The sequence below is a fragment of the Pseudoalteromonas sp. AOP31-A2-14 genome (assembly GCF_052378035.1).
In the GTDB taxonomy this organism is placed as follows: domain Bacteria; phylum Pseudomonadota; class Gammaproteobacteria; order Enterobacterales; family Alteromonadaceae; genus Pseudoalteromonas.
This window is the reverse complement of the sequence record NZ_JBQSXI010000001.1, coordinates 2,667,708-2,680,831: the sequence shown is the minus strand read 5'-3', so window position 1 is coordinate 2,680,831 and position 13,124 is coordinate 2,667,708. Positions and strand designations below refer to the sequence as shown.

General features: G+C 41.0%; 18 protein-coding genes and 2 pseudogenes. 15 read left to right on the top strand and 5 right to left on the bottom strand.

All coding sequences use genetic code 11. The features are described 5' to 3' along the window. Window positions 1–269: 269 nt before the first annotated feature. The 4 genes and pseudogenes from ACT3S9_RS12390 to ACT3S9_RS12375 all read left to right on the top strand — a co-directional run. Window positions 270–506, top strand: a complete 237-nt coding sequence (locus tag ACT3S9_RS12390; protein ID WP_193226219.1) for a hypothetical protein — start codon at window positions 270–272, stop codon at window positions 504–506. Beyond that, on the top strand, window positions 499–639 hold the full coding sequence (locus tag ACT3S9_RS12385) for an RHS repeat-associated core domain-containing protein (RefSeq protein WP_441992716.1): 141 nt from the start codon (window positions 499–501) through the stop codon (window positions 637–639). Before ACT3S9_RS12390 ends, ACT3S9_RS12385 begins: the two co-directional genes overlap by 8 nt. 15 nt (window positions 640–654) lie before the next feature. After that, entirely contained in the window at window positions 655–969 is a 315-nt protein-coding gene (locus ACT3S9_RS12380) for a hypothetical protein (protein ID WP_441992717.1), read from the top strand. A gap of 188 nt (window positions 970–1,157) precedes the next feature. Beyond that, window positions 1,158–1,412 (top strand): annotated as a pseudogene (locus tag ACT3S9_RS12375) (transposase); the annotation flags it as partial. A 35-nt stretch (window positions 1,413–1,447) separates the two neighbouring features. Here ACT3S9_RS12375 and ACT3S9_RS12370 read toward each other — a convergent pair. Then, window positions 1,448–2,991 (bottom strand): IS3 family transposase gene (locus ACT3S9_RS12370; RefSeq protein WP_110957763.1). Its coding sequence is split into 2 segments (ribosomal slippage): window positions 1,448–2,526 and window positions 2,526–2,991, totalling 1,545 coding nucleotides; the frame shifts between segments, so codons are not numbered across the junction. A 139-nt stretch (window positions 2,992–3,130) separates the two neighbouring features. On the opposite strand from ACT3S9_RS12370, the gene ACT3S9_RS12365 reads away from it, so the two are divergent. Continuing rightward, entirely contained in the window at window positions 3,131–3,265 is a 135-nt protein-coding gene (locus ACT3S9_RS12365; RefSeq protein ID WP_444750955.1) for a hypothetical protein, read from the top strand. Between the two features lie 33 nt (window positions 3,266–3,298). Here the strand turns inward: ACT3S9_RS12365 and ACT3S9_RS12360 are convergent, their stop codons facing one another. Beyond that, window positions 3,299–4,267 carry an IS30 family transposase gene (locus ACT3S9_RS12360; RefSeq protein ID WP_086959932.1) on the bottom strand — a complete coding sequence of 323 codons (969 nt, stop codon included), beginning with the start codon at window positions 4,265–4,267 and terminating at the stop codon, window positions 3,299–3,301. Between the two features lie 568 nt (window positions 4,268–4,835). Here ACT3S9_RS12360 and ACT3S9_RS12355 point away from each other — a divergent pair. Continuing rightward, a pseudogene (locus tag ACT3S9_RS12355) lies at window positions 4,836–4,934 on the top strand (RHS domain-containing protein); the annotation flags it as partial. A gap of 17 nt (window positions 4,935–4,951) precedes the next feature. On the opposite strand, the gene ACT3S9_RS12350 reads toward ACT3S9_RS12355, so the two are convergent. The 3 genes from ACT3S9_RS12350 to ACT3S9_RS12340 are packed head-to-tail and all read right to left on the bottom strand — an operon-like array spanning window position 4,952 to window position 7,274. After that, complete coding sequence (locus ACT3S9_RS12350) at window positions 4,952–6,133, bottom strand: vWA domain-containing protein (protein WP_441834010.1); 1,182 nt, start codon at window positions 6,131–6,133, stop codon at window positions 4,952–4,954. Window position 6,134: 1 nt separating this feature from the next. Continuing rightward, a complete protein-coding gene (locus ACT3S9_RS12345; RefSeq protein WP_441834009.1) occupies window positions 6,135–6,983 on the bottom strand; it encodes an AAA family ATPase in 849 nt (282 codons plus the stop codon). A gap of 51 nt (window positions 6,984–7,034) precedes the next feature. Continuing rightward, on the bottom strand, window positions 7,035–7,274 hold the full coding sequence (locus tag ACT3S9_RS12340) for a DUF1653 domain-containing protein (protein ID WP_441834008.1): 240 nt from the start codon (window positions 7,272–7,274) through the stop codon (window positions 7,035–7,037). Window positions 7,275–7,334: 60 nt separating this feature from the next. Here ACT3S9_RS12340 and ACT3S9_RS12335 point away from each other — a divergent pair, with 60 nt between their 5' ends. From ACT3S9_RS12335 to ACT3S9_RS12295, 9 genes are all read left to right on the top strand, one after another. Then, window positions 7,335–7,817: a DUF2947 domain-containing protein gene (locus ACT3S9_RS12335; RefSeq protein WP_441834007.1), complete on the top strand. Its 483-nt coding sequence runs from the start codon at window positions 7,335–7,337 to the stop codon at window positions 7,815–7,817. An 81-nt stretch (window positions 7,818–7,898) separates the two neighbouring features. Continuing rightward, window positions 7,899–8,528 carry a hypothetical protein gene (locus ACT3S9_RS12330; RefSeq protein ID WP_441834006.1) on the top strand — a complete coding sequence of 210 codons (630 nt, stop codon included), beginning with the start codon at window positions 7,899–7,901 and terminating at the stop codon, window positions 8,526–8,528. A 67-nt stretch (window positions 8,529–8,595) separates the two neighbouring features. Continuing rightward, complete coding sequence (gene ftsB / locus ACT3S9_RS12325) at window positions 8,596–8,883, top strand: cell division protein FtsB (RefSeq protein ID WP_441834005.1); 288 nt, start codon at window positions 8,596–8,598, stop codon at window positions 8,881–8,883. 9 nt (window positions 8,884–8,892) lie between these two features. Beyond that, window positions 8,893–9,600 carry a 2-C-methyl-D-erythritol 4-phosphate cytidylyltransferase gene (gene ispD / locus ACT3S9_RS12320; protein ID WP_441834004.1) on the top strand — a complete coding sequence of 236 codons (708 nt, stop codon included), beginning with the start codon at window positions 8,893–8,895 and terminating at the stop codon, window positions 9,598–9,600. Next, a complete protein-coding gene (gene ispF / locus ACT3S9_RS12315) occupies window positions 9,597–10,085 on the top strand; it encodes a 2-C-methyl-D-erythritol 2,4-cyclodiphosphate synthase (RefSeq protein ID WP_441834003.1) in 489 nt (162 codons plus the stop codon). The genes ispD and ispF overlap by 4 nt, the downstream gene beginning before the upstream one ends. Further along, a complete protein-coding gene (truD, locus tag ACT3S9_RS12310; protein WP_441834002.1) occupies window positions 10,082–11,113 on the top strand; it encodes a tRNA pseudouridine(13) synthase TruD in 1,032 nt (343 codons plus the stop codon). The genes ispF and truD overlap by 4 nt, the downstream gene beginning before the upstream one ends. Continuing rightward, the gene (gene surE, locus ACT3S9_RS12305; protein WP_441834001.1) at window positions 11,110–11,874 is read left to right on the top strand and encodes a 5'/3'-nucleotidase SurE; all 765 of its coding nucleotides are present in this window, start codon (window positions 11,110–11,112) and stop codon (window positions 11,872–11,874) included. The genes truD and surE overlap by 4 nt, the downstream gene beginning before the upstream one ends. Beyond that, a complete protein-coding gene (locus ACT3S9_RS12300) occupies window positions 11,864–12,502 on the top strand; it encodes a protein-L-isoaspartate(D-aspartate) O-methyltransferase (RefSeq protein ID WP_441834000.1) in 639 nt (212 codons plus the stop codon). The genes surE and ACT3S9_RS12300 overlap by 11 nt, the downstream gene beginning before the upstream one ends. A 9-nt stretch (window positions 12,503–12,511) precedes the next feature. Next, window positions 12,512–13,090, top strand: coding sequence for a YqaA family protein (locus ACT3S9_RS12295; protein WP_441833999.1), 579 nt, complete (start codon window positions 12,512–12,514; stop codon window positions 13,088–13,090). The last annotated feature ends 34 nt before the right edge of the window (window positions 13,091–13,124 follow it).

Genomic DNA, 13,124 nt, shown 5'->3' with positions numbered 1-13,124 from the left:
ATGACCTCGGTGCTGAGGGTTTACATATTTTGACTTAGTATTTTAATGGTTTCGGGGTTGAGACATTGCTTTTTATTTGTGCATAGCATGTAACAACTGTGATTCATTAGAAATTCTATGAAGGAGCTAGGAATACATATTACACCTGATGATTTAAGTAATGTCCTTAATGATGTTGAGCTTGTAAATGGTAACTATTACCCTTAAAGCGTTCGTCTCAGGGGCCAAAGTTGTATCAGAGTGCTCCATGGGCGGGATGGTAATTAAAAGTGAAAAAATTATCTTTAGCTGTGTTATCTATTGTCGTATTGTATTTTGGTTTTATTGTTTTCCTGGCCTTCTCGAAAGGATATGACATTGAACATATGGATTGGAATAATGATGGCACTACAACATTTTTTGAAATGCTTGATTCTGAAGGTATTGGATTTAGAAATATTGATGAAAAGTGTGGGGAATACTATTCCCTTAAAGATGGTTTAGAAGTCAAGAAAGTTTGTGAATAACTACAACTGGCACAGATACTATGACTCAGAGATTGGTCGTTATATTCAGAGTGACCCAATAGGATTAGCGGGTGGTATCAATACCTATGGGTATGTTGGTGGGAATCCAGTTAGTTATGTCGATGCGAATTGATTGAGAGGTGTTGCCATGAGGCCTGTTAATTATCGACCTGTAAATAGAGCAACGCAATACAACGAAAATCATATTAAAAATATAGATGCTAGAACAAAAATGTTATCAGGACTCTTTTCTGACATCACTAAACTACAAAGATTATATACAGCAGATGGTGTTAGGTATGCATCGCCAAAGGTCTGTGTTTGCCAATCAACAGTTCAATTCTTTAGTGATAAATTGCCAATAACAATTTATGGTTCTGACGAATGTACTGAATTGGATAAGGATGGTGATGGTGCTTATGACTTTACAGGTAAAGCTATTCCAAATTGTAGATGTTACTAATTATTTTTACTATCTGGTCACTAAGGGAAACTATGAAAATTGCATTTATATTAATAACATCATTAATTTTTATCGGGTTATATATACTAGTCTGCCTTAAGATTTTTTATGGGAGTTCACAAGCCCTCTCTGTCAGACTAGTTGTCGCGCTTAATATTCAACCATTAAACAGAGGGCGTGGAGTAACAATGAAACATTATTCAGCGCAAAGCAAAGAGTCGGCTCTTCAGAAGATGATGCCTCCAAATAATATAGCAATAGCCCAATTATCAATCGAGATGGGGATTGGTGAATCAACCTTGTATAATTGGCGAAAACAAGCAATTGATAAGGGGCATTTAGTGCCAGGTGATGGAAAGAATGCTGAGCAGTGGTCATCAGCAAATAAATTCTCAGTCGTGTTGGAAACAGCCTCTTTAAATCAAGCTGAGTTAGCGGAATATCGGTGTTTGTCAAACTAGTTGTCGCGATCACTACGTTATGCACTCTCAGCCTTGACACTATTTTGTTCAGGGTTTAAGTACACTTCTTTTGGTAAATCCCAATTACGGATATTACCGCTCCAGCGCTCAGGGTGAGCATCTTTAGCACCTTGATAAACTTCTTTTCTATTAGCCAATATGTCACCCGCTAATCCTGAATGCCTTTGATGTGGGCTGACGTATTTGATGCCACTATGTTTGTGGTTAAAATTATACCAGTGGCTAAATTTCAACACCCAACTACGCGCCTCATCAATTGTTGAAAACCCTTTATACGGATAGTCAGGGCGATATTTACACGTTTTAAATATCGACTCAGCATAAGCATTATCATTGCTCACCCTAGGACGATTAAAAGACGACACGACACCTAAACTATAAAGTGTTTCAAGCATTGATGAGCCTTTCATTGGGCTTCCATTATCCGAATGCAGTACCAGAGGATTATCTTTAACTCCTTCTTTTAAATGAGCTTTCTTAATTAATATTGATGCATTTTCTGCTGATTCGTCATCATGAATTTCCCATCCAACAATCTTTCGACTAAATATATCGAGTATCAAATATAAATAAAAATGCAGCCCTTTAGCGGGGCCTGGTAACCAAGTAATATCCCAACACCACACTTGGTTTGGCCCTGTAGCACAGTGTGTCGTCGGTACTTTTCTCTCTTTTATCTGACTACGTCCGCGAGCGTTTTGCTGTTTTTCTTCATGAAGAACACGATAATATGTTGATTCAGAAGCAAGATAAATACCCTCATCTGCTAATGTAGGGACGATTTGGCTTGGTGGTAAGCTCTTAAAATCATCGCTATTAACGATGGCTAATATGTTATCTCTCTCTGCTTTTGATAGCTTATTTTTTGGCTCAGGGCGCTGAGATATTGGTCTACCATCTGTTTTTATGTTCCCGTCAACAGTCCAACGTTGATACGTCCGGACACTGATCCCAAGTTCACGGCAAGCTTTAAACTTTGGCGCACCAGAACTCACAGCTTCATTAACTAGTTTAACTGCTTGAATGCGAGCTGAGTCGAGGATCATTCGTCCTCGGCTTCCCCCCAGATCGCATTTGCTTTTTTTCTTAACACCAATAGTGCTGCGGTTTCAGCGAGTGCCTTATCTTTTCGACGTAGCTCCTTTTCTAATTGATTGATCTGTTTTTTATCTTTCTTTGTTTCGGTGGAGAAGGCTTTTTCTTGCTCTTTAACGTTAGCGTTTGCATCTATACACGCATTTCGCCAAGCCGATACTTGTTCCACATAAAGACCTTTGCCTCGGCAATATTCCGCTAACTCAGCTTGATTTAAAGAGGCTGTTTCCAACACGACTGAGAATTTATTTGCTGATGACCACTGCTCAGCATTCTTTCCATCACCTGGCACTAAATGCCCCTTATCAATTGCTTGTTTTCGCCAATTATACAAGGTTGATTCACCAATCCCCATCTCGATTGATAATTGGGCTATTGCTATATTATTTGGAGGCATCATCTTCTGAAGAGCCGACTCTTTGCTTTGCGCTGAATAATGTTTCATTGTTACTCCACGCCCTCTGTTTAATGGTTGAATATTAAGCGCGACAACTAGTCTGACAGAGAGGGGGTACGGTACAAAGGAAGATAAACGTATTGAAGATTAATACAATGAAAATGGACAATGCTCGACTAATTATGGCGTGCAAGATGGTGATTACAGAAAGATTGAACAAACATTTGGTAACTATGAAGATGATTGGTCTGTAAGTGGTAAATCTTGGCATTGGGCTCCTGCTGTCCCCAATAAAACTTATAAACATTTTCCGAGCAATTAAATGAATCTTGAATTCAAGTATTAAGTGCAATCATTATGCAGCCACCAGAACTTCTGATTGCCCCGTAAATAATTCATGAGGGGTTTTATACCCTCTTGTTTTTCTTGGCCGATGGTTGAGCTTATCAACTGCCGCCTGTATCTCTGCTTCACTTAGCGCCATAAAGTCAGTTCCCTTGGGGAAGAAGCGTCTAAGTAAGCCGTTGGTATTCTCATTTATGCCCCGCTCCCATGATGAATAGGGATGAGCGAAATACACATCAGCTTCTAATTTTTGTGCAACATGCTCATGGTGAGCAAACTCTTTTCCATTATCTAACGTCACGGTAATAACCTTACCTTTATATGGTGTCATACACGTGATCAGCGCATCGGCTGTTATTTTCGCATGCTTGCTTTCAATTCTGTGAACGACTGTATATAACGTTTTACGTTCAACCATTGTGACAAGCGCATTTTTACGCCCTTTACCTATCACTGTATCGCCCTCCCAATCACCAATCCTAGACTTTGAATCCACAATACTTGGGCGTTCATCAATGCTGACTCGATTAACTATCTGTCCACGTTTATCATAGCTTCCATAGCGTTTTTTATACTTTTTACATGCACGAGTGAGTGTCTTATGTAGCTTGCCACCACGAGCCTTGTCTCTGTAAATATATTGATAAATTGTTTCATGATGTAAAACGACCTGTTTCTCTAAAGCTAAGCGGCCTGCCACTTGCTCAGGGGAAAGTCCGTCATGCAACAATTTATTAATCCAGTGAGTGACGTCCTCTGTTAACTTACTTGCTTTGAAAGATGACTTACGTCTTTGTTCAGCAAAGTTATTGGCTTGGTTAGGCCGATAGCCTTTAAGTCCTTTATTGCGTTTTAGCTCTCTAGAAATAGATGACGGTGAACGAGTTAGTTCTTCAGCTATCTGCTTTTGGTTATTTCCTGCTTTTATTAACGCGTAAATCTGGTATCTTTCTTCTTGTGTCAGCTGTTTATATTTCATTAAAGCAATTTCCTTTGGCGAGAAAATGGCCGAATTATAACAGCTGGCCATCTAATCTGAGAAATTGCACTTATTATCCGAATTTAGGAATAAAATAATTAAACTTTTTGGCGCAATAGATTTGCTGTTTATTTCTTGGTTGGTTATTTCGTCGGTTATAAATGGGAGTATTCCATTCTACACAGGTTTACTCGATGATATTAAATCGTCAGGCGGTTTTGCTATATGGGCTGTCTCTTTTACAATTTTGGCTCATTTAGTTAAAGTGTCAATAATTGCTTCTGGTTATCTTTTAATTAAGGAGAGGAGACTTGGTGCGTACGTAGCTCTAATACAATTCCCATTTAGGTTGCTACTTATTATACCGCCAACATTTTTCTTTTTTAGCGCCTTAAGAAGTGTAGTCCCTTCTTTTGCAATCGTAATTATAACATTGTTAATAGTTTTGGAGGTTGCAAAAGTACTTATACTACTCAAGTGGCTACGAAATAGTAAACGTAGTGAGAATTAATGTTAAATATTATTGCTAATAAAAACGGTGTTTTAATTTGTTGTATTTCATAACTCGCACTTAGGCGCCCGACAAAGGCTTACCGATGAATATAAACAAACGCTCTGGCAAGCCCAGTATAATGCCTTTGGTACAACGCAGGTAATTACTCAATAAGCAGTCATTTATTATAATTAACTCAGCTCTTTTATCGCTCTACTTATGCCATCTAAGCTCAGCGGGTACATTCTGTTATCCATCAGCTGCTTTATAAAATCAATGGATTGATAGTAACGCCAGTGTTCAACCGGTTGTGGGTTGACCCATGCTACTTTATCAAAGTGATTGGTGACCCGGTTTAACCAGGCACTGCCAGGCTCTTCGTTGTAGTGCTCTACCGAGCCGCCGGGGTAGGCTATTTCGTACGGGCCCATGGTCGCGTCACCAACAAAGATGACCTTGTAGTCGCTGGTGAACTTGTTGACCAGCGTCATGGTGTTAATTAGATTACTATGTCGGCGCTCGTTATCTTGCCAAATATGTTCGTATAAACAGTTATGAAAGTAGTAAAACTCTAAGTGTTTAAATTCGCTGTGAGCGGCGCTAAATAATTCTTCGCAGGTATGAATGTAATCATCCATTGAGCCGCCAATATCAAACAGCATGATCACTTTTACGGCGTTGTGGCGCTCGGGGGCCATTTTTACATCAAGCATGCCGCCTTGTTTTGCAGTAGCGCGAATAGTCTCGTTTAAATCAAGGGTATCACTTGCGCCGGTACGGGCAAATTTACGTAGTTTTTTAAGCGCGAGTTTAATTGTACGCGAGCCAATTTCCCTGTCTGAATCTAAATTTTTATATTCACGTTTATCCCACACTTTTACGGCGCGGCGGTTACTGTCTTGACCAATCCGTACGCCTTCTGGGTTATAGCCATACGCTCCAAAAGGCGATGTGCCACCAGTGCCTACCCACTTACTGCCGCCTGCGTGGCGTTTTTGTTGTTCTTCTAGGCGCTCTTTAAGGGTTTTCATTAGCTCGTCGAGCCCACCCATGGCTTTTAGTTGGGCTTTTTCTTCATCGCTTAGGTTTTTTTCAAACTCTTTGCGTAGCCAGTCTTCGGGTAAGTTATGTTGCTGCTTTAGGCTCTCTAATAAGTCAATATCGGCAATGCCGCTAAAGTAATCAGCAAAGGCTTTGTCGAAGCGGTCAAAGTGCGTTTCGTCTTTAACCATAATGGTGCGGGCTAAATAGTAAAAGCCGTCAATGTCGGCAAATACCGCGCCTTTTTTTAGCGCGTTGATCAAATCAAGTAGCTCACGCAAACTCACGGGTAAGCGGTATTCACGTAATTTGAAAAAAAACGCAATTAACATCTTAGCGGCGGCTCATAAAGGCAAGTTTTTCAATTAGGCTGATATCTTGCTCATTCTTTAATAATGCACCAAACATCGGCATTAGGCCGCCTTTTTGGCTTTTATCGTGGAGAGTTTTCGCGTCAATGTCTTCAGCCATTAATAACTTAAGCCAATCAAGTAGCTCACTGGTGGAAGGCTTTTTCTTAATACCGTTTACTTCACGAAGGCCAAAAAACACTTCAAGCGCTTGGCGTACTAAATCTTGTTTTACATCAGGGTGGTGTACATCAACAATTTTCTGCATTTCATTGGTAGATGGAAAATCAATGTAATGGAAAAAGCAGCGGCGTAAAAATGCATCCGGTAATTCTTTTTCGTTATTTGAGGTGATGATCACAATTGGGCGCTGTTTAGCAATAACACGCTCGCCAGTTTCATAAACATGAAACTCCATTTTATCAAGCTCTAATAGCAAATCGTTAGGGAACTCGATGTCGGCTTTGTCTATTTCATCAATCAATAATACGGGGCGTTTATTATTCTCTTCGCCGTAGGTAAAAGCTTGCCAAAGTTTACCTTTGACAATGTAATTGCCAATGTCGTTTACACGTTCATCACCAAGTTGACTGTCACGTAAACGTGATACTGCATCATACTCGTATAAGCCTTGCTGGGCTTTGGTGGTCGATTTGATATGCCATTGAATAAGCGTGGTATCTAAGCTTTTAGCTAGCTCCTCAGCTAGCATGGTTTTACCTGTACCAGGCTCGCCTTTTATTAATAATGGCTTTTCTAGCAAAATTGCCGCATTAACCGCTTGTTTTAACGAGTTACTTGCGATGTAGTTATCTGTAGAATTAAATTGCACGTAAATACCTATCTGGTCTGAGCAGTAAATAATAAGGCTATCATGCCATAGTTACTCGGCCTCTCCAAGGTACGCAAAGCGTGGAATAGTTCGGCCGTCTTTTTCCACTGTTTCTAAAAACATACTCAGTGGCCGTGCCCACATACCATGCTCATCATATAACGCTTGATATATCACGAGTGGTTCTTCGGTTTCGCTGTGGGTGGCAACATAAAACACTTTGTATTTAGGGCCTTTGTAGTGTTGGTATATTCCCGATTTGAGGGAAAGTGGTTTTATTGCTGTAGTCATGTTTTGATCTCTTGTATAATTTGCGCTTGCACTTTTAATGCTAACAAATTTGCCAATATTATGAACTATATACCGTTAGATGATTACAAAAAAGCGTGGGTTTTTCGCCATCAAGACGCGCCCGTTAATGAACAAGACCTTGCTTTAATTAAACCAATGAGCTCAGAACGTGCTGCTGTATTATGGAGCACCATGGTGAGCCGTGAGCATGATCACCCCGACTTTTTTGATAAAACCGATTGGTGCGGCAAGGAAGAAAACTTTACCCAAACATTACACTGGGAAGCTGCATGGGAAGAGGGAGCTGAGCTGCCACCACAAGAAATACTCGATCACCTTGATTGGCAAGCTAATACTACTGTGTACTTTTGCATGTCGCGGGATAATATTATCGAAACGAGCTTTGCGGTGTTTAAACGTAACTGGCAAAATTTTATGTTTTTAGCTGATGGAAGTTTATTACTGGGTAAAAAACGTGACGCGGTTATTCAGTTTTTAGAAAACGGTGATGCTAAACTAGGCACTAAACCCGCGATTATCTAAAGCGACCGACAAGTATTAAAGAGCTTAAAAACTAGCCGACACTATGCTATAAAATATAAACCTAACCGTTTTTGAGTGTTTATGTTGTCAGCCCGCGACCCGCAATCAGAGCAACAAGCTGAAATTTGGCAAAACGATGCCAAACGGGCTGATTATGCCCAGCTATGTAATGCTTTTTATGCACGTGAAATAGCCCGTGTTGCGGCTATTTTAGACGAAGAGAGATTACGCCGCACATTAACCAGTTTGCCGTATTACATAGAGCGAGCATCAACCCGTATTGTTAACGGCGATATACCAATGACTCTTGACTCGCAAAATGGCTGCTGGCTTGATAAACAAAAAATCAGTCCTGCTAAATTAGATACGCAAGCCAACCAGGCTTTTTATAAAAATTATGCAAAAGCAGGCCTAGTTGTGCCGATATTAATAAATTGTCCAGAGCAAACTCGAGTTAGAATAGACAGCGTCGATCAAGTAAGCGACAATAAACTTCATTGTAATGAGCATGGTTGGTTTTCGTTTCAAGGTGAGCCGCTTGAAGGCCAGTTAGGACAGCTTTTAAAACCTAATAAAGCATTGATGAGCAGCGCATGCTGTGGCCATCAATGGCGTTTTAATAAGCGCTTCACGCCGCGCATATTATCGTTAAGGGAAATGTTATTGGCTGCGAATATTAATTGGCACGACTTTAAACAGCCCAAAGTGTAAATAAAGTAACCCCGTTTTTAATAGGCACAATGAGTATTAACGGGTCGAATAAATCATGGAGAGTTAAATGCGACTATTTCAAATCGCCTTGTTGTGTTTGGCGTTGTTTGTACAGTACCGATTGTGGTTTGGTCACAACGGTTTACAAGACTATAGTCGACTTAAAAATGCGGTGGCTTCACATCAGCAAACCAATGAAAAGTTAGTTAAGCGTAACAAGGTGCTTCAGGCCGATATTAAAGACTTAAAAGTAGGCAAAGAAGGTGTTGAAGAGCGCGCCCGTAATGAGCTTGGAATGATAAAACCAGATGAAACTTTTATTCGCGTTTTGCCTGGTAATCCACAATATGAGTAATAACTACCAATGAGTAATAGCTCTCAAGTCACTATTGCTGTTGTAGTGCCCGCGGCCGGAGTCGGTAGTCGTATGAAGTATCATGCGCCAAAGCAGTACATAAGCCTTGCTGGTAAAACTATTTTAGAACACACATTATACAAGCTTAGCCAAGTAAAGGGTGTGCGTAGTATTAAAGTCGCGATTAGTGAAGGTGATGGTTATTATGACGATTTACCCTTTATAGATGAGCGTATAGCGCGGGTTAATGGCGGTAAAGAGCGCAGTGATTCTGTACTAAATGCATTAAAGGCGTTGGCGGGTGATGCACCTGATTGGGTATTAGTCCACGATGCCGCAAGGCCATTAGTAACAATAACTGATATAGAGCATTTAATTACCGAGTGTTTAGCAGCAAATGAAGGTGGCATTTTAGCCACGAAAGTTAAAGACACCATTAAAAGAGGTCGAAGTCATGTTGAACAAACTGTACCTCGTGATGAATTATGGCAAGCACTTACCCCGCAATTTTTTGACTATCAGCAATTAAAATCAGCGCTCACACAGGCGCTTCAACAACAGGTAAGCATCACTGATGAAGCGTCAGCTATTGAATGGGCGAAGCTGCCGGTTAAATTGGTCGCTGGGCGCAGTGATAACATTAAAATTACTACCCCAGAAGATTTAGATTTAGCTAATTATTTACTGCAAAAACAACAAGGTGAGAGCGAAACATGATTCGAATAGGCCACGGCTTCGACGTTCATAAATTTGGTGGCGAAGGCCCTTTAACAATTTGTGGAGAGAAAATAGCTTACCCGCAAGGCTTTTTAGCTCACTCTGATGGCGATGTTGCTATACATGCTTTATGCGATGCTATTTTGGGCGCGCTGGCCATGGGCGATATTGGCAAGCATTTTCCTGATACAGCCAGTGAATATGAGAATATCGATAGTCGTATTTTACTGCGTCATGTAGTTGATTTAGCTAAGCAACAAGGTTATGTGCTCGGTAATGCAGATGTCACTATTGTTGCTCAAGCTCCAAAAATGTTGCCACATATCCAAGCCATGCGAACTAATTTAACCGCCGATTTAAACGCTGATATCAACCAAGTTAATGTCAAAGCCACGACCACTGAAAAACTCGGTTTTGAAGGGCGTAAAGAAGGTATCTCAAGCCATGCTGTGGTTATTATGAGTAAAAATATGAGCAAAGCATGAGTGAATTAAATTACTTATACGGTGCGCCTTTATCAAAAGCTGACTTTAAAACTAACGCAGAAGACTTTATGGTCGATGAAGAGCTCGGTATAGAACTTACCGGCAGCGGTGAGCACGTTTGTTTGCAAGTGGTTAAAAAAGGTGAAAATACTCAGTATGTTGCTAAGTTACTGGCACAAAAGGCGGGTATTTCGCCACGTGATGTAAGTTACGCCGGTATGAAAGATCGCCACGGAGTTTGCTCGCAGTGGTTTAGTGTACCCGTTCCCATTAAAAAGCATATTGATTTTACTGAACTCAATAGCGATTCCATGTTTGTGATTACTCAAAAGCGCCATAATCGTAAGCTGCGCACGGGGTGTCATAAAGGTAATAAATTTACCATTACGCTTCGTAATGTGACTGAGCCTCTTGATATTTTGAGCCGCATAAATGCTGTACGCACGGGGGTGCCTAATTATTTTGGCGAACAACGCTTTGGCCACGGCGGGCATAACCTCGAAATGGCAAAAAAAATGTTTGCAGGTGAGCGCATTCGCGATAAAAAACTACGTGGTTTAGTTATTTCTGCTGCGCGTTCTTATGTATTTAATCAAATAGTTAATTTACGCGTAGCCGAGCATGGACTAGCTAAAACCATGCACCGTGAAGTATTTATGTTTAGCGGGGGGAATGCCTTTTTTGAAGATGCTATTAGTGATGAAAATATAGCAAGGCTAGCCACCGGCGAAATTGTTATGTCGGCGCCAATGGTGGGGAAAAGCGAAGGGGGATTAACAGAACAAGAAAAAGTCTGGCTTGAACCTTATCAATTATGGTGTGACGGATTAGGTGAATTAGGGCTTAAGAATGAGCGCAGGAAGCTGCGTTTAGTGCCGCAGCATTTAGCTGTTGAAACCATCGACGAAGCAACAATAAAACTAAGCTTTGGTTTACCTAAAGGGTGTTTTGCAACTGCTTTATTGCGTGAACTTGTGGATTATACGGATGCCAGCCCGCGAGTAGAAAAACAAAAGGACGCTAAATGAAAATATTATTAAGCAATGATGATGGTGTAAATGCTAAGGGTATTCGTGTTCTTTATCATGCGCTTACACAGATTGCTGAGGTTACCTTAGTTGCCCCTGATAGAAACTGCAGTGGCGCGAGTAATTCGCTTACTTTAATAAACCCATTACGCGCTACCACTTTAGATAATGGCTTTATTTCAGTTAATGGCACACCAACAGATTGTGTGCATTTAGGGGTTAATGAGCTTTCATCAGAAATGCCCGATTTAGTAGTGGCAGGCATCAACCACGGTGCAAATTTAGGTGATGATACTCTTTATTCTGGTACTGTAGCAGCTGCGACAGAGGGGCGTCATTTAGGCTTTCCTGCGATTGCTGTGTCGCTTTGCTCTAAAGAAGGCAATCATTTTGAGACCGCAGCAGCGGTCGCTGTGGGTATTATTAAAGAACTGACTTCTCATCCGTTACCCAAAGATCAAATCATTAATCTTAACGTTCCTGATGTACCATTGTGCGAGCTTAAAGGTGTACACGTTACGCGGTTAGGTTCGCGCCATAAAGCCGAAGCCATGACTAAACAACAAGACCCTTGGGGACGAGACATTTACTGGTATGGTATTTTGGGAGCTGAAAGTGATGCAAGCTCTGATACCGATTTTTATGCAATTAATAATGGTTATGCTTCGGTTACACCGCTAAATGTTGATATGACTGCTAAAGACAGTTTAGGTGCGGTTACCCAATGGCTGAAAACAATGGAGATAAATAGTGCTGGCTAATTATTCTCGCAGTGCTCAGGCATTAGCTGAATTATTACAGCGTGAAGGGGTCGAAGATAAGCACGTTTTAAGTGCTATTGCTAATATTCCTCGTCATGTGTTTATTGATGATGTGCTAAAACACAAAGCGTATCAAAATACCGCGCTGCCGATAGGTAAAGGGCAAACAATATCGCAGCCTTATATTGTTGCGCGGATGACTGAATTACTCCGTTTGGCAGGAGTACGTGAAAAGGTGCTCGAAATTGGTACGGGATCGGGCTATCAAACGGCGATACTGGCTAAAACGTTTACTAAAGTGTGTTCGGTAGAACGTATTAAAGCATTGCAATGGCAAGCTAAAAGGCGTCTGCAGCAGCTTGATTTATACAATGTCAGTATGAAACATGGCGATGGGTGGCAAGGCTGGCATTCACAAGCGCCTTTTCAAGGTATTATTGTTACCGCCGCGGCATCAAAAGTACCGCAAGCGTTACTTGATCAGCTTGCTGATGGTGGGGTGATGATCGCGCCTATAGGCGAGCAAGATCAGAAATTAATTATGGTAGTTCGCGAAGGCGATACGTTTAATCAGCATATTATTGCACCAGTCAGGTTTGTACCTTTAGTGCCTGGTGATATTGAATAGGAAATCATTTTGAAGTTGTTTACTAAGCTATACGACATGGCCCTAGTGTGGGCAAAGCACCGTCATGCAGAACGTTATTTAGCTGGGATGAGTTTTGCTGAATCTGTTTTTTTCCCCGTCCCACCCGATGTGATGCTTGCGCCAATGTCACTTGCACAGCCAAGTAAAGCATGGCGGTTTGCCAGCCTTACTACGATAGCGTCGGTAATAGGTGGTATTGTAGGGTATTTACTTGGGTTTTGGTTGTTTGAACCGGTTGTTGAGCCTTTCATTACACAAATGGGCTGGCAAGATAAGTTTGCGACGGCATTGAGCTGGTTTGAAAACTATGGGGTATGGGTGGTGTTCTTAGCAGGTTTTTCGCCTATTCCTTATAAAGTATTTACTATTGGCGCAGGATTAATGCAAATGGCATTTTTACCGTTTTTATTAGCCTCAACTATTGGCCGTGGTGCACGGTTCTTTTTAGTTTCAGCATTAATGAAATGGGGCGGTGTAAAAATGGAACAAAAATTACGTCAATATGTTGAAGCACTTGGCTGGGGATTAGTACTATTAATTGTCATCGCGTATTTTTTACTACGTTAAGCATTAAAAATTTACTTTTATAAATTAAGGAGCA

Bases quoted from the DNA above. Each gene is read 5' to 3' on its own strand.
- ACT3S9_RS12360 (WP_086959932.1), bottom strand. From the start codon at position 4,267: ATGAAATATAAACAGCTGACACAAGAAGAAAGATACCAGATTTACGCG.
- ACT3S9_RS12330 (WP_441834006.1), top strand. From the start codon at position 7,899: ATGTTGTCAGCCCGCGACCCGCAATCAGAGCAACAAGCTGAAATTTGG.
- ACT3S9_RS12335 (WP_441834007.1), top strand. From the start codon at position 7,335: ATGAACTATATACCGTTAGATGATTACAAAAAAGCGTGGGTTTTTCGC.
- truD (WP_441834002.1), top strand. From the start codon at position 10,082: ATGAGTGAATTAAATTACTTATACGGTGCGCCTTTATCAAAAGCTGAC.
- surE (WP_441834001.1), top strand. From the start codon at position 11,110: ATGAAAATATTATTAAGCAATGATGATGGTGTAAATGCTAAGGGTATT.
- ACT3S9_RS12380 (WP_441992717.1), top strand. From the start codon at position 655: ATGAGGCCTGTTAATTATCGACCTGTAAATAGAGCAACGCAATACAAC.
- ACT3S9_RS12340 (WP_441834008.1), bottom strand. From the start codon at position 7,274: ATGACTACAGCAATAAAACCACTTTCCCTCAAATCGGGAATATACCAA.
- ispF (WP_441834003.1), top strand. From the start codon at position 9,597: ATGATTCGAATAGGCCACGGCTTCGACGTTCATAAATTTGGTGGCGAA.
- ftsB (WP_441834005.1), top strand. From the start codon at position 8,596: ATGCGACTATTTCAAATCGCCTTGTTGTGTTTGGCGTTGTTTGTACAG.
- ACT3S9_RS12350 (WP_441834010.1), bottom strand. From the start codon at position 6,133: ATGTTAATTGCGTTTTTTTTCAAATTACGTGAATACCGCTTACCCGTG.
- ispD (WP_441834004.1), top strand. From the start codon at position 8,893: ATGAGTAATAGCTCTCAAGTCACTATTGCTGTTGTAGTGCCCGCGGCC.